The organism is Aliiglaciecola aliphaticivorans (genome assembly GCF_054782055.1).
On sequence record NZ_BAAGTF010000018.1, the window covers coordinates 135,850 to 157,203 of the forward strand.

The 21,354-nt window shown below is 42.0% G+C and carries 19 protein-coding genes; 4 read left to right on the top strand and 15 right to left on the bottom strand.

Features of this window, described 5'->3' with window-relative positions; translation table 11 throughout:
* Positions 1-109: 109 nt before the first annotated feature.
* The gene (gene dauA, locus ACYVIL_RS10140) at positions 110-1,801 is read right to left on the bottom strand and encodes a C4-dicarboxylic acid transporter DauA (protein ID WP_460312374.1); all 1,692 of its coding nucleotides are present in this window, start codon (positions 1,799-1,801) and stop codon (positions 110-112) included.
* Positions 1,802-2,851: 1,050 nt separating this feature from the next.
* Between dauA and ACYVIL_RS10145 the strand changes: the two genes are divergently transcribed.
* Positions 2,852-4,369 carry a DUF3360 family protein gene (locus tag ACYVIL_RS10145; RefSeq protein WP_460312375.1) on the top strand — a complete coding sequence of 506 codons (1,518 nt, stop codon included), beginning with the start codon at positions 2,852-2,854 and terminating at the stop codon, positions 4,367-4,369.
* Positions 4,370-4,433: 64 nt separating this feature from the next.
* On the opposite strand, the gene ACYVIL_RS10150 is transcribed toward ACYVIL_RS10145, so the two are convergent.
* On the bottom strand, positions 4,434-6,749 hold the full coding sequence (locus ACYVIL_RS10150) for an FdhF/YdeP family oxidoreductase (RefSeq protein WP_460312376.1): 2,316 nt from the start codon (positions 6,747-6,749) through the stop codon (positions 4,434-4,436).
* An 82-nt stretch (positions 6,750-6,831) separates the two neighbouring features.
* Between ACYVIL_RS10150 and ACYVIL_RS10155 the strand changes: the two genes are divergently transcribed.
* Entirely contained in the window at positions 6,832-7,758 is a 927-nt protein-coding gene (locus tag ACYVIL_RS10155; protein ID WP_460312377.1) for a bestrophin family protein, read from the top strand.
* 67 nt (positions 7,759-7,825) lie between these two features.
* On the opposite strand, the gene trxC is transcribed toward ACYVIL_RS10155, so the two are convergent.
* The 5 genes from trxC to ACYVIL_RS10180 all read right to left on the bottom strand — a co-directional run bounded on the left by trxC (position 7,826) and on the right by ACYVIL_RS10180 (position 10,031).
* Positions 7,826-8,272, bottom strand: a complete 447-nt coding sequence (gene trxC / locus ACYVIL_RS10160) for a thioredoxin TrxC (RefSeq protein WP_460312378.1) — start codon at positions 8,270-8,272, stop codon at positions 7,826-7,828.
* 179 nt (positions 8,273-8,451) lie between these two features.
* A complete protein-coding gene (locus ACYVIL_RS10165) occupies positions 8,452-8,826 on the bottom strand; it encodes an MliC family protein (RefSeq protein ID WP_460312379.1) in 375 nt (124 codons plus the stop codon).
* A complete protein-coding gene (locus ACYVIL_RS10170; protein WP_460312380.1) occupies positions 8,813-9,064 on the bottom strand; it encodes a hypothetical protein in 252 nt (83 codons plus the stop codon). The genes ACYVIL_RS10165 and ACYVIL_RS10170 overlap by 14 nt, the downstream gene beginning before the upstream one ends.
* Positions 9,064-9,366: a hypothetical protein gene (locus ACYVIL_RS10175; protein ID WP_460312381.1), complete on the bottom strand. Its 303-nt coding sequence runs from the start codon at positions 9,364-9,366 to the stop codon at positions 9,064-9,066. The genes ACYVIL_RS10170 and ACYVIL_RS10175 overlap by 1 nt, the downstream gene beginning before the upstream one ends.
* Positions 9,367-9,668: 302 nt before the next feature.
* A complete protein-coding gene (locus tag ACYVIL_RS10180) occupies positions 9,669-10,031 on the bottom strand; it encodes a DUF4870 domain-containing protein (RefSeq protein ID WP_303474641.1) in 363 nt (120 codons plus the stop codon).
* 249 nt (positions 10,032-10,280) lie between these two features.
* On the opposite strand from ACYVIL_RS10180, the gene ACYVIL_RS10185 reads away from it, so the two are divergent.
* Positions 10,281-10,460 (top strand): DUF6435 family protein, encoded by a 180-nt coding sequence (locus tag ACYVIL_RS10185; protein ID WP_303474640.1) that lies wholly within the window; start codon positions 10,281-10,283, stop codon positions 10,458-10,460.
* A 79-nt stretch (positions 10,461-10,539) separates the two neighbouring features.
* Here the strand turns inward: ACYVIL_RS10185 and ACYVIL_RS10190 are convergent, their stop codons facing one another.
* The 8 genes from ACYVIL_RS10190 to ACYVIL_RS10225 form a co-directional block, all read right to left on the bottom strand.
* Positions 10,540-12,147 carry a phospholipase D-like domain-containing protein gene (locus tag ACYVIL_RS10190; RefSeq protein WP_460312382.1) on the bottom strand — a complete coding sequence of 536 codons (1,608 nt, stop codon included), beginning with the start codon at positions 12,145-12,147 and terminating at the stop codon, positions 10,540-10,542.
* Between the two features lie 130 nt (positions 12,148-12,277).
* Positions 12,278-12,565: a Bor family protein gene (locus ACYVIL_RS10195; RefSeq protein ID WP_303474638.1), complete on the bottom strand. Its 288-nt coding sequence runs from the start codon at positions 12,563-12,565 to the stop codon at positions 12,278-12,280.
* 159 nt (positions 12,566-12,724) lie between these two features.
* Positions 12,725-13,900, bottom strand: a complete 1,176-nt coding sequence (locus ACYVIL_RS10200) for an aminotransferase class I/II-fold pyridoxal phosphate-dependent enzyme (protein WP_460312383.1) — start codon at positions 13,898-13,900, stop codon at positions 12,725-12,727.
* 94 nt (positions 13,901-13,994) lie between these two features.
* A complete protein-coding gene (locus ACYVIL_RS10205; RefSeq protein WP_460312384.1) occupies positions 13,995-14,930 on the bottom strand; it encodes a carbon-nitrogen hydrolase family protein in 936 nt (311 codons plus the stop codon).
* 65 nt (positions 14,931-14,995) lie between these two features.
* Positions 14,996-15,835 carry an alpha/beta hydrolase gene (locus ACYVIL_RS10210; protein ID WP_460312385.1) on the bottom strand — a complete coding sequence of 280 codons (840 nt, stop codon included), beginning with the start codon at positions 15,833-15,835 and terminating at the stop codon, positions 14,996-14,998.
* A gap of 300 nt (positions 15,836-16,135) precedes the next feature.
* A complete protein-coding gene (locus ACYVIL_RS10215) occupies positions 16,136-17,566 on the bottom strand; it encodes a TolC family protein (protein ID WP_460312386.1) in 1,431 nt (476 codons plus the stop codon).
* Between the two features lie 6 nt (positions 17,567-17,572).
* On the bottom strand, positions 17,573-18,616 hold the full coding sequence (locus ACYVIL_RS10220) for an efflux RND transporter periplasmic adaptor subunit (protein WP_460312387.1): 1,044 nt from the start codon (positions 18,614-18,616) through the stop codon (positions 17,573-17,575).
* Complete coding sequence (locus ACYVIL_RS10225; RefSeq protein ID WP_460312388.1) at positions 18,609-20,312, bottom strand: ABC transporter transmembrane domain-containing protein; 1,704 nt, start codon at positions 20,310-20,312, stop codon at positions 18,609-18,611. The genes ACYVIL_RS10220 and ACYVIL_RS10225 overlap by 8 nt, the downstream gene beginning before the upstream one ends.
* 106 nt (positions 20,313-20,418) lie before the next feature.
* Here ACYVIL_RS10225 and ACYVIL_RS10230 point away from each other — a divergent pair, with 106 nt between their 5' ends.
* A complete protein-coding gene (locus ACYVIL_RS10230) occupies positions 20,419-21,318 on the top strand; it encodes a LysR family transcriptional regulator (protein ID WP_303474631.1) in 900 nt (299 codons plus the stop codon).
* Positions 21,319-21,354: the final 36 nt, after the last annotated feature.

Sequence of the window (21,354 nt, forward strand, 5' to 3'; positions counted from 1 at the left end):
TAGTAAAAAACCTCTAAGGATAATTGTTAGCTCACTTAGAGGGGAAACGGCAAATGTTAGTAAATTACATTTAACCTCAAGAGCAACTTAAGAGGCTAAATAGTTAAAATTACATTGGCATTTTGCGGGCTAATTCAAAACTATCATTCAAGGTTCTCGAAAATGCGATTTTACCCACTTTTTTCCGGATGCCTGCACGTCTGAGTTTTAAGATCATGCGCGGCTGCAAACTATTAATAATTAACCCTATATTTTTTTGCTGTAGATCATTAGCGATGGACTCCATCGCCACGATGGCGCTCATATCAAGGAGAGTAACCTCAGACATATCAAGAATAACCACCCGCACATCAGGCCTCACTGACGCAATGGTTTTCAGTGCTTTATGTGCAGATCCAAAAAACAATGCTCCGTTTATATCGTAAACAACCGTGTTGTCAGGCATATCGTAGTCGGCATGATCAGCTTCTATCTCAGAGGTTTGCGTCAAACTAATACTTCTTCGAATAAACAGCATGGCAGCTAAGCCAATCCCTACGCCTACAGCAATGGTCATATCAAATAATACTGTAAGGAGGAAACACAAAATCAACACGATCACATCGTCCCGTGGTGCAATTTTTATGGTTCGAATGAAATACTTAGCTTCGCTCATATTCCAAGCAACCATTAACAACAACGCGGCCATAGAAGCCATGGGTATATAAGACAACAAAGGCGTAAGCAGTAAGATACTGAGTAATATGAATAAGCCGTGGATCACGGAAGAAAGGGGTAGACTTCCGCCGGTTTTCACATTTGCCGCTGTGCGAGCTATGGCAGCGGTAGCAGGCAAGCCTCCAAATAATGGAGAAATGATATTACCAATTCCCTGACCGATTAGCTCATCATTGGAGTTGTGTTTTTTCCCCGACATGCCGTCAGCAACCACGGCACATAATAAGGATTCAAGGGCACCTAGAATTGCGATGGTTATTGCCGATGGAAGCAGCAAGCGAACTAACTCAAAGCTGATACCAATTGGCGCACCATCTGCACCAGGTAAATTCCATGGCCATTCGAAGGTTGGCAAAATTGGAGGAATACCATTTCCCACCACACCATTAATATCATACGAAAAACGACTACCAATAGTGGCAACAGAGAAATCATCTACCGTCAAGCTAAGTAACCATGCAGCAGAGCTGGCAATCAACAAAGCCACCAAGTGCCCCGGAATTTTTGAACGAAACTTTGGCCACAGCAATAACACCACTAAGGTCACAACGCCAATCAAGGTTTCTTGCCACGCCAGGGTAGGCAAGGCTAAAACGATAGCCCCTAACTTATCTAAATAATGGCCATCAAGAGACTCAATGCTTAACCCTAAAAAGTCACCAATCTGAAAGGTAGCGATAACGACACTGATCCCTGATGTAAAACCAACAATCACTGGATAGGGTACGATTTCAATTAGCTTACCAAATTTACCAACTCCCATTAAAACTAGGATAAAACCGGCCATAAACCCGCTCACCAGCAAGCCTCCTAAGCCATACTGCTGCACAATGGGCAGCAAAATAACCACAAAAGCGGCTGTAGGACCGGAGATATTCACTTTAGATCCGCCCGTTAAGGCAATGATGATCCCCGCCACTATCGCCGTATAAAGGCCGTGTTGCGGGGGCACGCCGCTGGCAATGGCTAAAGCCATAGAAAGAGGAAGAGCAATAACACCAACAGTTAAGCCGGCAAGAACGTTAGCCTGAATATCATGGTAGGAGGGTTTACTTTGTAGCGATTTTCTAAGTGCAGATAGCATTTTTGACCTGATTTAAGTTGTGCCCTAACGAGGCTTTAGAAAAAGTCGTTAAATTGAGTCACGTCACAGATTCAGTTAATAATTTGATACAAAAACAGTAAGCTTGTTGAAGAAGGACATTGGTGGCAATAAGCTCAAAAAAATAGATACACCGATTAACTCAATAACGACTCGTTAAGGGTCATTTTGAATTAATTTAGTCTCTTTTAACGCTGGAGGGATATGATTATGACCCAGTTTGAAGAGCACTCGAGCTGATCCATGCTTGTAGAATAATACCCTTAGGTATATTAGCCATACAATTTTTTACTCGACTTACCACTACTTTAGTTTTCTGTCCAATTCCTAAAAGCGTATTTACGCTGATATCAATATCGTGCTTTGAACGTGAAACCAACTTTTTCTACTCAATAGAGCTATTTAAAGTGTTTTTTAACCTATACTAATTAGAGCAAAATAGGCTCAGACGACAAACCTGTAGTCTGCTTAAATTATACTCTAAAACTCAATGCCGGCGCAAAAAGAAATTAGCCTTAAACCATCATAAAAAAGTGAAAAATCACATAAATTTGATTGTAGTCTGTGACTCCCCTCATGTTTTAGCAAAAAATGACAACTGGATTTATGATGGATAGAAACAGCTTATTTAAATAAAAAATTTAGACATAAAAAAAATAAGTCATCGGTTATCTATATCTTTTTTGAATACTTGAGCCTCGCTTTGAATTGCAAGGGTGAATTCAAGTAAGCGTTAATTAGTGAACGCTAATGCATTTTAGTAAGAAGGAAATTAGTCGATAGCCTTGTATTTATTCAATTTGACACGCCTTTACACCGCCCAACAGGCTAATCATTTGATTTGTATCTTTAAATTAGTCACTATTTTTCTATTAACTGCAATTTACATTCACAAATTTTAATTAAAATATGTAAGACCTTAGGCTTATCGTAATTTTTAAAAAGCTGATCTATCCTACGCCCTCAACATTCATTTGCTTTAAATAAAGCTATTTTTTATTTTTTAAGAGCAACTATGTTGCCGGGGAAATCATGAATACCACGCCGCAAGATGACGTAACATCTGGAGCTGAACAAGTGACGGAGAGTAAAGCTGTTTCCGATAGCTATGAAAAGCTTCACAAACCGAGTTCTGAATTTGAAACTAGGGATGAATACCTAGAGCACGAACTGCAAATTATGCAACCAAAACGCTGGCGGCCTAATTTACCATTTAGAGATTACCGTTTTGAATTCGAAGATACAATTCCAGCAATGGCTGCCACCATTGGTAAGGTGGTTATGGTTGCCGCCATTGCAGCTACCTTTGCTGGTGCACTTGGGCTTGGTGATGAATTTGTTTTAGAGAATGTGCGCTACGAGTTGCTCATAGTGTCTTTTTTCATTATTTTGTTTTCAGGCTTTATCCTACCCACTGCCAACTTAGCGGGTACCCATGGGCCGTTAATTCCGTTAATTCCCATCGTTGTTGCCACTGGCGGACATCCAATGGCATTTGGACTGCTTATTGGAGCCTTTGGATTGATTTTGGCATTCAGTAAAGGCGGAAGTTTGCTCGCCCGACTTACGAGTAAAGGGGTATGTGGCGGCCTCTTACTCTATTTAGGCTTTATTGGCACAATTTCCCAAGTCAAAAAGCTGTTTGTGTGGGCTGAAGGTATTGATAAAACCCATATTGCTTTCATCGTTATATTGGCCACTATCCTACTTTATGCATTTTTGGAACACTTCAAAAAACGTTGGTTGGCGGTACCACTAAGTTGCGTATTGGGCGGGGCTACCGCTTTTGCATTAGGCGCCCCCTTTGAGTTCCATACCGCGCCTGGATTACCCAACATGAACCCTATGTATTGGTGGGGAGAAAATACTGGCTGGATGTTAGGTTTGCCGACTATTGAGAGTTTTGTTGTGGTATTACCCTTTGCGATACTTGCTGTAGCCATGTGGTCTCCGGACTTCTTGGGTCATCAAGTTTTCCAAAAAATAAGCTACCCACAGCGTACCGAAAAAGTGCAAATGAACATCGATGACACTATGTTAAGCGCATCAGCCAGACAAACCTTTGGTTCGATTTTAGGCGGTGCCAATTTCGCTTCTTCGTGGGGCACCTATATTGTGCCTGCAGCCATTGCTAAGCGCCCGATACCCGCAGGGGCTATTTTAACCGCGTTATTCTGCGTTATTGCAGGTGTATGGGGATACCCAATGGATCTCGCCATTTGGCAACCGGTGTTATGTGTTGCATTAATAGTAGGGGTATTTATTCCACTTCTTGAAGCAGGCATGGAAATGACCCGTGAAGGCAAAACCACCCAATCTGCGGCCATTGTAGTATTCGCTTCAACCTTGGTGAACCCTGCATTTGGATGGTCACTAACTATGTTGCTTGATAACCTAGGATTAATAGGCTGTAAAGAAAGAAGTTCTGAGTTAACTCACATGAGTCGTTGGATTATTCCACTTGTCATGTTTGTTATATTAACCAGCGTAATGGCTTTGGTTGGCATGTTGCCGGGTATTCCCGCTTTAATGCCTAGCTTTAGACACTAACCTTCTGTAACACGGCAAGCGCATATTGAGCGCTTGCCATTGTGTTCCTTTTTCACCATTACGATTAGCTAGCGGCATGCAAACTAATCACAATCGACTTATAGGCTGGTGTGTTACTTTTATCAGCTACACTGCCAATGGGGATCAAATCATTGGTTTCAGGGTAATAGGCCGCGGCACACCCTTTCGGTATAGCATACTCCACTAACGCAAAATCAGTTACTTCTCTGATGCTCGCCTGATCATTCGGCCAATGGCTACGAATCGTGACTTTTTGACCGCTGTGCATCCCCAAATCTGCAATGTCTTCTTTGTTAACAAACAGCACCTTACGAGTGCCACGAACGCCACGATAGCGGTCATTGTTGGTATACACTGTGGTGTTAAATTGATCGTGACTACGAATGGTCATCATTAATAAACAGTCTTCTGGCACATCAATATTGTCGATACTGTGCACCATGAAGTTTGCTTTACCCGTGGCTGTAACGAAGTTTCGCGCGTCCCGCACACCGTTGGGGAGTACAAACTCACCCAACTCATCAATACGTTGATTAAAATTTTCAAAACCGGGGATAACATTCGCAATATGGTCGCGAATAAGACGGTAATCATCCCGTAATGCTAACCAGTTAACACTATCATTTTTAAGCGTCTGCTGTGCAAGCTGAGCAATAATATCTACTTCGCTTTTTAGTAAATCAGATGCAGGAGGGATCTTGCCGTGGGAAGTTTGAATAACCCCCATTGAATTCTCAACGGTGATAGTTTGAATACCACTATTTTGAGTGTCAATTTCAGTGCGCCCTAACGCGGGCAAAATTAATGCTTGCTTGCCAGTGTATAAATGAGAGCGGTTTAGCTTGGTTGACACTTGCACCGTTAACTCACACTGACTTAGCCCTTGTTGATTGGCTTGATGATCAGGCATGGCCCTGAAAAAATTTCCGCCCAAGGCAAACAGTACTTTTATTTGCCCTTGCTGCATACCATGCACAGTCTCAACTGCATCAACACCGTTGTCTCTTGGCGGGTTAAAAGCAAATTCTTGTTCAAGAGCGTCTAGAAATTCCGCTCTAGGTTTTTCCCAAATGCCCATGGTTCGGTCACCTTGCACATTGCTATGACCTCGCACAGGACAAACACCGGCACCGGGCTTGCCTAAATTGCCTTGCAGCATCAAAAAATTGGTCATTAGTTGAATATTGGCCACCGCATTTTTATGCTGGGTCATGCCCATTGCCCAACAGCAAATAGTTTTTTTCGATTCACAGGCAATATCTGCAGCCTGCTCAATGAGCGCTTGGGATAGACCACTACCCTTTACAATATCCTGCCAGCTGGTCTGCTCAATATCGGCCTTAAACTCTTCAAAACCATGGCAATACTGCTCAATAAACTCATGATCCAGTACTGGCTGATGTTTGTTATCACGTTCAATTAAGACTTTACACAAACCTTTTAATAGCGCGACATCCCCATTTATTTTCACCGGTAAATACAAATCTCGAAGCGCAGTACCGTTGCCAATCACCCCGGACACTTCCTGTGGATTTTTAAAGCGTTTGAGGCCGGTTTCATCCAGCGGGTTGATGGCAACAATTTTTGCGCCATTACGTTTTGCGTCCTGCAGTGTTCCGAGCATTCGCGGATGATTTGTCCCCGGATTCTGACCAAACACAAAAATCGCTTCAGCATGTTCTAAGTCTTCAAGACTAACGGTGCCTTTGCCCACACCGATGGTTTCCCCCAATCCGACACCACTGGACTCATGACACATGTTCGAACAATCCGGAAGGTTATTAGTGCCAAATTTACGCACAAATAATTGATATAAAAATGCCGCTTCGTTGCCGGTGCGCCCAGAAGTATAAAACGCGGCTTGATTGGGGCTTTCTAATACATTCAATTGCTTGGCGATGATTGCAAACGCACTATCCCAATCGATAGGTTGATAATATTCCGCGCCCTCCGCAAGCCACATTGGCTCGACTAAGCGACCTTGATCGTTGAGCCAACGGTCAGATTTTTCACATAACTGAGCAATAATGTGTTTAGCAAAAAACTGCGCGTCTGCACGCTTCGTTGTTGCCTCATCAGCCACCGCTTTTGCTCCGTTTTCGCAAAACTCAAACGTCGCGCGCTTGTTTAAGGGATCAGGCCAAGCACAGCCAGGACAATCGAAGCCTTCAATCTGATTCAAATCAGACAGAAGCCGCGTACCTTTAAAGGGCCCAGCTTTCGATGTGACGTTTTTATAAGCAGAAATAACAGCTGGAATGCCAGCAGCCCAGTCTTTCGGCGAACTGATTTCGATACGCTGACTATCTGTTGGATCAAATGAAGGCGGTTTTCCATTGGCTGGTGATGCAGTTTTCATGTTGGCTCCTAATATTAAGGTTCACTGAAATTTGTTCGCCATTTCATTATAATGGCATACAACCATCCAGATAGAGGCACCTATGATTATACGCGATAATCCCCACTCACTGCGCTTGTTTTTTATTATAAGAGGCTCGGTTTTACCGCTCATCTATCTGCGAATTATCTTTATTACTTTATTAGGCGCAGGTGTTGCAGCCATCCAACATTTTTACCCTGAGGCATTTCCCGAGTTCACACTCGCCCCAGTGGCATTGTTTGGGGTCGCCTTATCGTTATTTCTGGGTTTTCGAAATAATGCAAGTTATGACCGCTGGTGGGAAGGACGTAAACAGTGGGGCAAGCTCATAGTCGCTTCTCGTAGCCTCTCCCGTCAGATAACTTCCTATATTGATGACAAGCAAACTGAGGGAGCTGAAACCCAAAAATACATCATCAAACTGATTATTGCATTTAGCCACGCACTGCGACATCAATTACGACACTCTGATCCCTGGCCCGATATTACGCCTTACATTGCACAAAACGATATGCAATTTATACGAGATGCACAAAGCTTATCCGATGGAATTTTGCGTTTAATCGGAATAAGACTAGGAGAGTGTCGACAAAAAAATATGATATCTGACTTTTTAATGCTAAAAATGGATGAACATTTAACAGCCATGGCTGACGTTCAGGCATCGTGTGAGCGTATTCAAAATACCCCGCTTCCCTTCGCATACATGTTACTTGTGCAACGCACCGCATACTTGTATTGCTTTATGTTGCCCTTCGGTATTGTCGCTTCACAAGGCTTAATGACGCCGTTATTCAGCGCCATAATAGCCTACACATTTTTTGGTTTAGACGCATTGAGCGAGGAATTAGAAGAACCATTTGGGGTATCAGCCAATGATCTGCCACTACATGCCATGTCGAGAACGATTGAAATAAACTTGCTCGATATTTTAGGCGAGAAAACACTACCCAGCCCAATCCAACCCCATAATCACCGATTAGAGTAGGCGAAGGTTGTCGAACCGTACTGAGTGAATCAGTTGAAAATCACACTAACGATTTTGTATTCCCAAATTACACTTTCGGTAAGTTTTGTGCTAACCATTGTTTAAACTGAGTTTTAGGTAAGGCACCAGATAGACGAGCGACTTCTTTGCCATGATGAAATATCATTAACGTTGGAATGGAGCGAATTTGATAGCCACCAGCAGTTTGCTGATTACGTTCTGTATCTAACTTTACAAAACAGGCTTGAGTGGACATTTCACTGGCTACTTGTTCAAAGGTGGGCGCAAATTGCTTACAAGGGCCGCACCACGGTGCCCAAAAATCCACCACTACTGGCAAGCCGTTATGGGTAATAAAACGACTGAAGTTTTGGTCAGTAGCAGCAACTGGATGGCTCGATAGAACCGGCTTGCCGCATTTCCCACACAACGGATTATCGGCAAGTTTATTTTGGGGAAGACGGTTTTTTGCATTACAACTTGAACACACGATCTGAATGGTTGAATCTGTCATTTTAAACCTCAGTGAAAAACTAAACTAGAAACCCGCTAACTTCGACCTGGGCTTCAATTTAGTAATATGGGTTTCAAAACGTTCTAATTCAAGCCAAGCAATATTAATCAGTCATAATATAAGTCAAAGGCGGCGGATTTCAGGTTAGAGGGCAGTGCCTTGATGTCTGAGAGAAATACTCACTGTTTTACACACTCGATTGGCATCATTCTGCCAATTTCGACAGTCAAATTATCGCCTTTACCTCGAATAGTGTTAGGCCCATTACTATAAATAAATCCTGATGCACTCTTTTGTTGAGGCAAGGTTATCTCATCTGAATGCCGCAGCAACACAGCGACTTCTTGCTCAGTATAAAATTGCACTCGCAAGCTCTCGCCATTCACACACGTAAAGGCCACATCGTAGTCAGGGCTTGGGCTATTTTGATGCGCAATTGTCGTGCATCCTGCTAACAAACTAAGCAGCACAGAGCTCAACCCGACAATGCTTTTATAAGTAAGAGCGTGCATAGAGTTACTAGGTCGATTGGCAGAAGTATTAATATTTTCCATGGGATAAAACCTCCTTGAGGTATGTAATAAAAGCCTCATCTTCGAGGTTAAAAAAATCAAAACCGGTACGAGTAAAACCATCACTGTCCTCGACTTTGATAAGACCAAGCTTACTGTTTTTCTGAGAATACCCGTATTGCAGGTTATAAATCAGCTGATTAAAACGTAAATCTGGGCTTTTGCTCCACAGCGCGTTGATAAGTTCGAGTAATTCAGTAATGCGTTCAGGATCTCTCATTATTGAGCACCTTTGTATTCAATAGACACAACAGCGCCCCTTAAATCACTAATTATCAGGCAAAGTAAACCAATTGAAAAACTGATCATACTTAACATCCAAACGAAACCTCGATACTCCGCAGTGGTCTTAGAAACCACTAAATCGCCTTGGTCTCCGGTGACCATTTGCGAACCGGCAAACATAACAAGACTTAAAGAGATAATAATAGAAAGATAACCAAAAAAACCAAAGAATCGAACCCTTGGTAATAATAAGAGCCATTTCTCAGATTTTCGTTTTAAGGAAGGATAAAGATTCATTAGCATCCTTAATAGTGTTTTTACAATGTTGGCTTGAGACACCTAATGTCTTGCTTTCACTTCAGACCGACTTCGAACATCATTGAACAATAACAACCACCAATAAATTTGATGATTGTTGATATTCTTATAATGATAGTCAAAATTTTCATGCTAAACCACGCAATGTGGTCGCGCAGGGGAGTGATACACTTGAGGTGTTTTAACTTTTACTAGCCAAAGGCCACAGATTCAAGGTCGTCATAGCCACAGAAAATACAGAGGAGGTCTATCAATTTTTTTCTGTGGCACTGAAGAGCCAATTATTTAAGAAACTTAATGCTAAGGGGATAAACCCAAACCTCACCATTATTGGCTTTGATTGCTGCGATAATAGCAAACACTAAGTTAAGTATGGCCAATATAATTAGTCCAAAAACCCCGACAATTAAAAACACTAAAATACCGCAAACTATTGAATAGATAAAAAGGCTAATTAACCAATTAACCGTGATTTTGCCATGTATATCGATAGCTTCATGTTTATCTTTATTCGTTGCCCACATAACGATAGGTAAGATAAATCCCAACCCTGGAATGATAATACTGGTTAGCTGACTCAAATGAATCAGCATACAATAAGTATTTAACGGCATTCCCCAATATTCTTCTTTCTTATCATTCATATAACTCTCCTTGTGGTAGTGGGTTTGGCAGTTTCTGTAAACTTACTTTGTATTTTTATAGCCATCGTTATGCAGAGTATTCGGTAACGTTGGCTACGCATTTGGAACTCCCTAAGATAGCAAATTTTGATATATATTCTAACTGGCTAGGCATTATTTGTTAGTTTGTTGCACCGAAACCAATAAAACGAATTTTAAACCTTTTCGATGTTTGTACGTAGAAGCTGTAATTTATAAAGGAATTATATAATGTTTTCACTCTTTAAAAGCGACCCGGCTAAAAAACTCAAGAAACAGCATGCCATGAAATTAGAAAAGGCAATGCATGCACAACGAAATGGCGATATCAAAAGCTATTCGCAACTCACCTATGAGGCGGAAGAGATATACTCAAAAATTCGCGCCATCGAAGGTAAAAACGAAAACTAATGGGTTAGTATTATCGAAGGAATATGAACTTCACTCTGATATTCTATTGTTGTTTGAGGCCCCTAAACCTATTAAAAATCTAGAGTTGAGACTTTATTGGCAACAAGCTTAAAAAGTCTACCCAGCGTCGAAGTAACCAACTTGTATCAGGATCGTGGGAATATTTTCTCACATCACCATCATTGTAGTCTGTCCAGATTATATTACTACTTTGCTCATCCCAAGACAGCGTGTAAACACTGTCTTTGAGATCTGAGTCAAACCATTCCCCTAGAATTTGCGCGGCCTCTTTGGAATGAATTAACATGCCCATCTCGGTATTTTCAGTAAAAGACCTAGGGTCAACATTCAACGAGCCGACAAATAAAGTCTCACGGTCAATTGCAAAAGTTTTGGCATGTAGACTCGCTCTTGATGAACCAAAATTTGTTTTGTTAGGCATTTTTAGGGCACTTGGATCTGCTTTCATTTCATACAGCTCAACACCAGCCTTAAGTAGTTTTTTACGGGCATTTTTATAGCCCGCATGCACCATAGAGACATCTGTTGATGCTAATGAATTAGTAACAACTCTAACTTGCACTCCTTTTTGTTCAAGGGCCAGCAGAAAATCTAAGCCCTTATCTTTTGGCACAAAATAAGGTGTAATAATGAGTAACTCTTTATGAATATTATGTATTTTCGGTGCTAATTTACTGATCAGGTGAAGTTCAGTTTGATCCCGACTACTTGAAATTTTATCAGGATCATCGTAAATCAACTCAACATTACCGGAGAAAAATGAAAGCTTGTGCTCCAGTAACTGTTTCAGAAAGTTTGACGCACGAACTTTATCTCCATAAACAGAGTTTTGTTGCTCAAGTGCAAAATCAAACAATTCTTCGCGCTTTTTATCAATGTACTGTTTATCGAACATCTTAGGGCGAAGCAATTCAATTGGGTAAGCTAAAGGGTTGTTCCAATATAAATCGTATACCGATGAAACGTCTGCGACTATTGGCCCAATTGAAAGCACATCAAGATCAGCAAACTCTAACTGACTATTGGCGCCAAAATATTCATCCCCAATATTTCGTCCACCAAGAATACTAACTTGGCCGTCTACCACGAAAGACTTGTTGTGCATTCGCCGGGTGATGTCACCAAAGCGGAGCACCATCTGGCTAACTTTATCCACTTTTCGGTTAAAAGGGTTAAACACTCTTACCGAAACTGTGGGGTAACTTGCAAGTAAGGCGAGTGCATCATCATTGGCAGATGAAAAGTTAATATCATCCACTAAAATACGCACTCTCACGCCCCTTTCCGCAGATTTAATCAATTCATTTACCAGCAGATTGCCTGTAACGTCGTTGTGCCAAATATAATATTGCACATCAATACTGGTTTCTGCCTTGGACGCTAATGCCATTCTGGCGACAAAGGCATCTGCACCGTCACTGAGAAAGACAAAGGATGATTCATTTGGATTTGATGGTGTATTGGCAGATGCAAGTTGACTTAACACTGCGTCGGGAGGTGCGATCACGGATAAACTCCGAACTGAATTATTTTTAGGTAAAGATACACAGCCTGTATTTACCGCAATAATAGCAAGTTGAAATAACCATATAAATGCTGTTTTACCTGCATTGAATCGATACCTGGACGCTATCTGTAAGAGAATAAAGTCGCTTTTTTTAATCAATATATTTTCACTGATCTGGCTGTTTTTTAAGCGTCGAGTGTTTGAAGTTTACAACAGTTTTATCGCGTTTTGTATGCAGAAATTTGCTAAAACTGATAACTATCAGCTTTAGCAAACCTTAATATCAACTTTATTTTATGCAAAAAACTTTAGCTTGCCTTGGAGTATAGATACCCCATGTAATCGCACCTAAAAATCCATTCAAAAATGAAACGTGAGACTCAACTTTAGCTACTTTGTCTGCGCCACCACAGATAGCGGCAGCATCCATTTCTTGCGTTTGACCAATTCCACTAACAAAAAATGGCTGCATTGTTTCTTTCGTTGGCTCAGTACCACCGCCTCCATTTACATTATAAGTTTGTGTCGCGCAGCTACAAATAGTTAAACTCAATAGCGCTATTCCTAAAATCTTCATATTCTTACGTCCTTTTTACTCTAATCGAATTGAATACCAAAATAGGAAGGGCATCCTATTGAGATATTTGCATTTATAATGTTTAGCCTCGCAGCCGACGAATCAAAGTCATACAGCAACTCACGAGGGGGAAAATTGTACCCCTTTAATCTCTTAGTTTCAATTCACCCATTTCTCCATAAACCCAGCAAGTCTTTTTAGCCCTTCCTCTAACTCTGATTCTGCTGAAGCAAATGATAAACGTACAAAGTGGTCGCCTTGGTATTCACCAAAATCATTGCCTGGCGTTAGCGCCACATGGGCTTCCTGTAAAACACGATCGCAAAACGACATGGCGGAAAGTCCGGTGCGGCTTACGTCGATGTAAACATAAAACGCACCGTCTGGTTGAACGGGCACGTCTAAACCGCATTTTTTTAATCCAGCCAACACCAATTCTTTACGGGATCTAAGGGTCTCTCGCCGTGATTCGCAGACGGCAATCGACGCCGGGGTAAAACAGGCTAATGCGGCTTTCTGGGCGAGTGTCGATGGACAAATATAATAGTTTTGCGCCATGCGTTCCATCACTGGCACCGCGCGTTCAGGCACTACACACCAACCTAACCGCCAGCCCGTCATACCAAAGTATTTCGAGAAACTATTAATAACCAGCGCTTCATCATCGAATGACAAAGCCGTAACGGGCTGAGTATTGGCATCGCCGTGATGCAAATTTAGATAGATTTCATCAATAATGCGCCATGCTCCACGGCTTTTTGCGAATTCACACATTGCCGCCAGTTCATCAGGCGCGACAGCCGTACCTGTAGGGTTCGACGGCGTAGCCAACATCAAACCACGAGTCCCCTGTTGCCAATGTTTTTCAAGCAACGCCATGTTCAACTGAAAACGTGTCTGCGCTTGGGTGGGCACCAACTGTACGTTCCCACCAAAACTCTTAATAAATTGACGGTTACAAGGGTAGGAGGGATCGCCCATAATGACCTTATCACCGGGATCGACAAAGGCCGCAGATAACAACAATAAAGCCGCAGAAGCCCCAGCGGTTACCACCACACGGTTAGGATTCAAATCAACATTGTGCGCCGTTTTGTAAAATCCCGCTATGGCCGCCCTCAATTCAGGCAACCCCAAAGCTGAGGTATAAGGAAGAGGGGCTGTGGTAGCTAACTGCTGCATAGAAAGCAACACATCAGGTGGTGCGCCAAAATCAGGCTCACCTATGTTTAGCTTAATAACATGATGCCCCTGGGCTTCTAACTCGGCAGCTTTAGCCCCAAAGGCCATAGCAAAAAAGGGGGAAATACCTTGCGCACGCTGAGAATATTGCAAATGATACAACTCGACTTATTGATGAAAATAATTTGCTAATTAAAGCAAAGATGAAGGTCTATTATTTTGCCATTTTTAGCCAAGCAAAACATCACTAATTGTTATTTTCAGGCTTCACAATGGTTACTGCTGGACGAGCTTGCTCGTTAACGGACAGTTGAAAGATATCGGGACGGGAATAGTGCCCGGCGGGGTCTAAATCATATCGAGCTTTAACAATCTCGTCTAAATCAATCTCAGCGCATATTAATCCCTCTTCATTGTATATTGGGCCTGCTAGTACCTCACCCATAGGTGAAATAATCACGCTACCGCCTCTAATTAGAGGTTTATCTTTTGGCCAAGATGGATCTATGCTGGTTTCTGCAGTCGGTGCAGGTTGATATTGACAAGCACTGACTAAAAAGCAGCGTCCTTCATAGGCGATGTGTTGCATGCTTGCCTGCCATATATCGCGATCGTCGACCGTTGGTGCACACCAAATTTCTATACCTTTGACATACATGGCTGAGCGTAACAATGGCATGTAATTCTCCCAGCATATGGCCGCACCAATACGCCCTGCAGATACCTCTAATACAGGTAATGTCGAACCATCACCTTGCCCCCAGATTAATCGTTCACTGGCGGTGGGCATCAATTTACGGTGCTTATTAATTTCACCTTTTTCGGTAATGAATAACGCCGTGCAATAAAGAGTTGAACCACCGCGCTCGATAATCCCTATCACGATTGACGTATTACAACTTTTTGCCAGTTCAACCAACTCTTGCACTTCCGGACCATCAATATCAATTGCTTGCTGCCAGTAATGTAAAAAGTCTTCACGCCCTTGCTCCGTTCGATATCCCACTTTAGTGCCAAAGTCAGCTCCTTTGGGGTAGCCCCCCAATAGTGCTTCTGGCATCACTAACAAATCACATTTGGAATCTAAAATACGCTCTTTATAACCTAAGATCAGTTGTAACGTTTGCGCCGTTCCTTGGGAGGAAGAGCCAATCTGTAACGCTGCGATAATTTTCTTTTTCATCGGGAATTCTCAACGTAATTTAAGCCAAAATTTGGATTTCTGACCTGCTGATTAAACAAGTATGCTTACTCTTTTTTACTTCTAAATATCTTATCAAATGCGTCATACACGGCTAAATGCAAAGTGTCGCCATGACTTAGTTGCTCAAAATAATTAAAGTAAACGGCATAGTGCGAAGGTGTATTTGCTTTAACTTTTTCAAATAGCGCTTTTGCTACTCGCTCCATAATTTCACCTTCCTTTCCTACACCTATATAAATGGACTTAGGCGAACTAGAGGTTAACGCTGCGAATTCTAATAGTGACTCATCATCCCACCATAAACTCGGACTAATAATAATGTAATTATCGAAGAGATTGGGTGCTTTGAATAAAATCTCAGTGGCCAGCAATCCCCCTAATGATTGACCAATAATGGTTTTTTTCGAGTTTGCACGATAGTTATTTTCGACTAATGGTTGGATTTCTGTGCCGATAAACTGAATAAATTGTTCAGAGCCTCCACTTGTTGGAAAGTCTTTTTGATCTAAAAGGTTAGTAGTGGGATAGGTGAAATCGCGCTTCCTATCAACATTTTCAATACCTACAACAATGCTCTCAGGAAGTTGATTTATCCAAGAAAACGAGCCAAATTGGACTAAGCCCGCTAAATGAATGAAATCTTCAGAAGCAGATCCATCAAGCAGATAGATAACTGGATAATGTTTATCAATAGCCGCGTCATAGCTACTTGGCAGGTAGATATTAAGCACTCTACTTTCATCTAACACAATAGAATGAAATTCGATGGTATCACCAATCGTAAATTGACTTTTAGCCATTATTTCAGGCTTGCTTTGCGCCGCACATAACGCACAACTAGCAATAAAGCATAAAACGATAATTAACAACTTCGGGATATTCATAACACTCCTAATTTGCATTCAATTTTCATGTTATAAAAACGCATATTCAGCAATGTATGCAACAAAATATTATTTCATCCATTGTAAGACTCCATCCATATTTAGACTTATTCGAGCAATTTAATAGCAAGACTTTCAGCTAGTCTAACTGTCTCAAAGCGGCTAAATGTAGTGTTCTTTAGTTTGTTGCGGTGAAGATCAATGTTGTAATCAGTGGCTTCAAAAATTCCACATTTCGTGCTTTGCATTCATTCATTGTTAAATATTGTAAGCAATGAAGCAACGACAAGCATCGCTGCTCTAAACGCGTGTATCGTGCAACATAGCCGCCACGCGATAGAGCATCAATTCCGCATTTAGCAACTCAATGTTGCTTTGTATCACTTTCATTTTCGCTTGAATTTCGTTGGATACTCGCGCATTCAAGGTAAACATATCACTGTCTCCCGCATCGAACCGCTGGCGCTCCATGTTTGATAATTGCTGTGCTAGCTCAGCGTTTTGTTGTTGTAAATCTGCGATATCTTTAGCCTGAATCCAATATTCGTAGGCTTTTTCGAAAGCTTGTTCTAAAGATTGTTTAGTGGAAAGGTATTTATTACTCAATTCGCGTTGTTTCGACGCCAGCTTTACCTGCTCAGCCTTTGCTTTTCTATTTCCCAAGGGATATGAAAATGATAATCCCAATTTACTTTCCGTCCCGTCAAGTGAATTGGGCCCACTACCTATATCTCGTGCAATGGAGGCTTTAAAATCAAGTTTTGGTAAAAGCGCATTTTCCGCCAAAGCATACTTGTTCTGTGCAACGCTTTGATCCATGCGTAACAATGCTAATTCCGGGTGTTGGCCTATTTGCTTGCGCAAAAGCGCTATCTGCGTATTGGTAACATGAAACGGCCACTCTATATTGGCTGGGGGTGTTACTGTAGTAACCAGAGATTGCATTTTTCCGGTACTGTTGCGCCAATAATATGATAACGATTGAGCATGTCCATTGCGCTTTTGCTTAAGCTTTGCCACCAGCAAACGTTGCTCTAGTATATTGGCCCTAAATTCAGTTAACGTGGCGCGTGCCAAGTCGCCCCTCTCAACCCTGGTAGTAAGCGCTCGGTCACGTTCAGTAGCTGTTGCTAACAAAGACTCAACTTCAACAACTTGCAAAGCACTTTCATACCAAGATAAATACTCTGCAATTCCTTTATACAAAAAACCGTTTAATAGCTCCTGTGCTTGGGCTTGCCACTGCATACCTGCAAGTCTGGCATTTTTTAACCATACTCTGCGTTTATCGACTTCTCTATTTTTTAACAGTGAGACAGCGATACCCACGCTGGCTTCTCCACCAGAGAGGGTTTCGTATTCTTGTTCGTAAATAGGAAAGTCGCCATCGGCGATGCGGTACTCGGTGTAAACCTCGCCACTGAAAAATGAAAGTGGTTTTACTGCTCGTTGTTGTAGTGCCAAACCATCATAATATCCACTCACCCGACTCGATGTTTGTTGTTCAACAAAAGGGTCGAACTCACTCAAAGCAATATCCACCTCAGCTGAACTTTGAATTTCGCCTTCAGCAATGGCCTGTGTGTAAGGGTGATGGTATTGCATGGCTTGGATTAGCTCTGAGACCGTTGGGGCGGGCGCTTTTGCTGTTAGAGGTGGCTTAGCAAACACGATATTTAGTAAACCAGCGCAAAACAGGCCTGTTACTATGCTTAGAGGTAATTTAATCATCGTGCGCTACCAACTTGCCGTTTCTGATTGGCTATCAGTTGCTTCAGCCGTTTGCTGGGGAGGAAAGTTATTTAGCTGACGCCATAATTCATAACCTAACTTCACTTCCTCTAACAGTACCCAGGCTTTGACTCGACTTCCCAGACGAGTGGCACTTTCTCTAGGCCATGGTACATCATTTTTATCTGGTACTATCCAGACTTGAAACGTCCCTACATTACTTGCAACGGGCTCCACATATTCCACTTCGCCACCAAACGTACCGATTGAACTACCCGGCCAACCACTAAACTGAAACACGGGCCAACCTTCGAATTGCAATCGCACCTTTGCCCCCTTTTTAACAAGGGGAGCATCTAGACCAGTAACCGTAATACGAATGCTACGCTTAGCATTCAACGGAATAAACTGCCCGAGTACCGAACCTGCTTTAACAAAAGTCGACACGCCTCCCGAATAAAGACGAATTATAGTGCCATCCACGGGGGCCACTTTGGTTTGAATAGACTGCCGAGACAAACTCATACTAACCTCATTGATAGCCGATAATGAACTCGCTGCTTTAGCCTTTAATTCTTGCACTTTGATCTGTGCCGCTTCCACTTCTTTACGAGACACCAATCCTTGTTCTTGCAGTCCTGTTTGGCGGGCTAGATTATTCATTGCATTTGCCACTGCAGTCTCGTTAGCCTGATGACCGGCTTTGGCTGCGGCAAGCTGAGATTGCATTTTTTCCAATCGACCAGCATCAGTATCAATCAAAGTGACAATAGGATCTCCAGCCTTTACCTGCATACCTTCTCGCACATGCCACTGCTTAATTTGACCATCAACTAACGCACTGATAGCTTGCGTTCTATCCACAGGATCTAGGGAATCTACTGCACCAGTGCCGTACGCAGTTTGCATCCACGGAGTAAACCATAGAATCAGGGAGGTACATATCACCAAGGAAATGACTAGGCCACATACAACTTTATGAAGCTTAGGAACATGCTGGGATGAAAGTGAACTGACGTTATTGATAAAACGTTTTTCTGCACTATTCATCAGCAGCCTCCTGTTGCTGTTTTGACTGTTGGTTAAAGTCAATTGTGGGGCCGCGCTCTACGATACTTGCGGTGTCTTCAAGGTAGATAATCCCATCTAAAGAGTCTTGCTCAGGCGTATTGGTGAAGTACAACACTGTACACTTAAGTTGAGTTAACCGCGCAAGTAAACGTAATCTCAATGCTAAAGGTATGGCATCAAAATGCTGATTAATAATAAGTACTTTAGGCTCTTCGATAATTACCGCAACCAACTTCAACAGCAAAAACTCCAGAGGTTGAAGCGGAGCACCTAACACAGAAATTTTGGAGTCAAGGCCATTTGGTAACGCATCAACCACTGAATCTAACTCAACAGCGGCTAAAGCGGCACGTATCTCTGCAAAACTTGCACGAGGATTAGCTAGGCGCAAATACTCTTCAATAGTACATTCAACAATTAAAGAGCGGTCTAGCGTATTAATCCCTTGTCGCAACTCATAGGTATCGAAATCATATAAACTTAAGTCACCTAATAATACTTCACCTTTTTGCGGTTTATCGTAACGCTTCATCAGCCCAATAATTTGTTTTTGCACCCAACTCTTGTTAGTAGTAATAAAGTACTTACTACCGGCTTCAATTTTAAGGTCGATAAAACAAGTATCCTCGCCATGACTTAACCGCAGCTTATTAAACACCAGCTGGGACGAGGTGGGAACGCAATCCGCCTGCTCATTCACATCTTCTTGCGGAATAACCAGAGTCGAACCGATTTTTTCAGCCGCACCATACAATTCATAATACAATTTCAAATATTGGGTAAAGCGCGATAAACCAAAAAACACGGCGGACATGATTAACTCAGCTGCAACTAACTGACCAATAGATAGCTGACCCTGCACCACTAACACACCACCAATGCCCAACAAAGCGGCACTGGCAGAAGCATAAAGAAGTAGAAACATAACCACTTGTGAAAACGTATAGTGAAAGTGGCTTTTGTGTTTATTCAGGTAATTATTGATGAATGTATCCGTGCTTCTGCCGGCGTATTCAACGTGAGCGGCAGATTTAAAAAACTCATGAGCACCGGCAATATCATTTAGCCATTTGGCAGAGTCATACTTCGCATGGGAAAGCTCAATGGCTGAACGCTTAGCCCCAGTACCCCATATTTTCCAAATTGCATACATGACGAGTATGAGGACTAAATTAAATGCAAATAATATCGGGTGATAGAAAGACACCAGCGTAAAACCCACTAGCATTTGCAACACTAAAGCGAATCCGTCGACCATCAGCGAAGGTATATTCTTCTGTAACGTCATAATGTCGAAGTAACGCTGAGTGATGTTGGTATTTTGCCGCCCTTCAAAAAAGCTATGGGCTGCCATAATCGTTTTTAAGCTTATAATCGCAGTAAGGCGGGCGTAAACTTTACGCTCGTAAAACTCCATAATGCGCATTCGAAGCGCACTCAAGATACCTGAGATAAAAAGCGTTAAAAACAACACAATAGCAAGAGTTACTACGGAACGAGTAGAGCCAATATTGGCAATACTATTGATAAGTGTTTGTACCGCAATAGGCACAGCGAGTGTCATTAAACTGATGGCGACACCGTAGGCAATTGCCACCCAGAAAAAGCCCGACTCCGGCTTTAGTAACCCGAACAGTGTTTTTCTGGTTGCTTGTAAATTGATTACTTTTCCCATAATTCCTTCATTAGCATCCAAAACACATGTTGTAGTGAGAGTAAACTGAAAACAATAATACTTAAATCTGTTATATTCTTCCTAGTTCATCGGAAAAACCTGACATATGCATCATTTAAACTATCATCATCTTTACTATTTCTATTTGATTGCTCGTGAAGGCAGTATTGCCAAAGCCGCTAAACTACTTCACGTTACGCCGCAGACAGCTAGTGGCCAACTTAGCACTTTCGAGAATCAACTGGGTTATTCACTTTTCGACAGAATCAATAAGCGTTTATATCTCAACGACAAGGGAAAAGTTAGTTTCCAGTATGCCAGTGAAATATTTCAAAAAGGCCATCAACTAGCAGAAATTCTTAGCAGTGACGACGATGTGAACTCAAAAGAGTTTGTTATTGGGATTACAAACGGCGTTCCCAAAGTACTTTTCTACGATTTTGTTCACGACACGATGCGCAACTTTGCTAACGTAAAATATGTCATAAAAGAAGACAGCTTCGATGGGCTACTTAAAGAACTGGCCATCAATGCCATCGACTTCATAGTTGCTGACCGAGGCATAGCACCAGGCACTCAAATAAACGCCAACAGTCACTTTTTAGGAGAAAGCTCGTTAAGTTTTTTTGCTAAAGAGCCACTTCTCAATCAGCACTCATTTCCAGAATGTTTGAATCATATGCCATTACTTATTCAAGGTAATACATCAGGCATACACCATGCCCTTACCAGTTGGCTTGAAAGTGAACAGCTTTACCCTAAAATTGTCGCCGAATTTGACGACAGCGCATTACTTAAACTGTTTGGAAGTGAAAACTTAGGTGCATTTTGTGCACCTTCTGCCATTTCCGCACACGTTGAAACCCAATACGGCGTGCATTGTATTGGCCAAGCCAATAACTTAAATGAACGCTATTATGCTATCACCGGTAAAAGCCGCGCCGACTACACCATTATTGAGGCAATTATCAAAACTGCGCAATGTATATTGAATAATTCAGACTAAACCTACCGTTCGAAACTTAAAACCTTCACGTTAGTT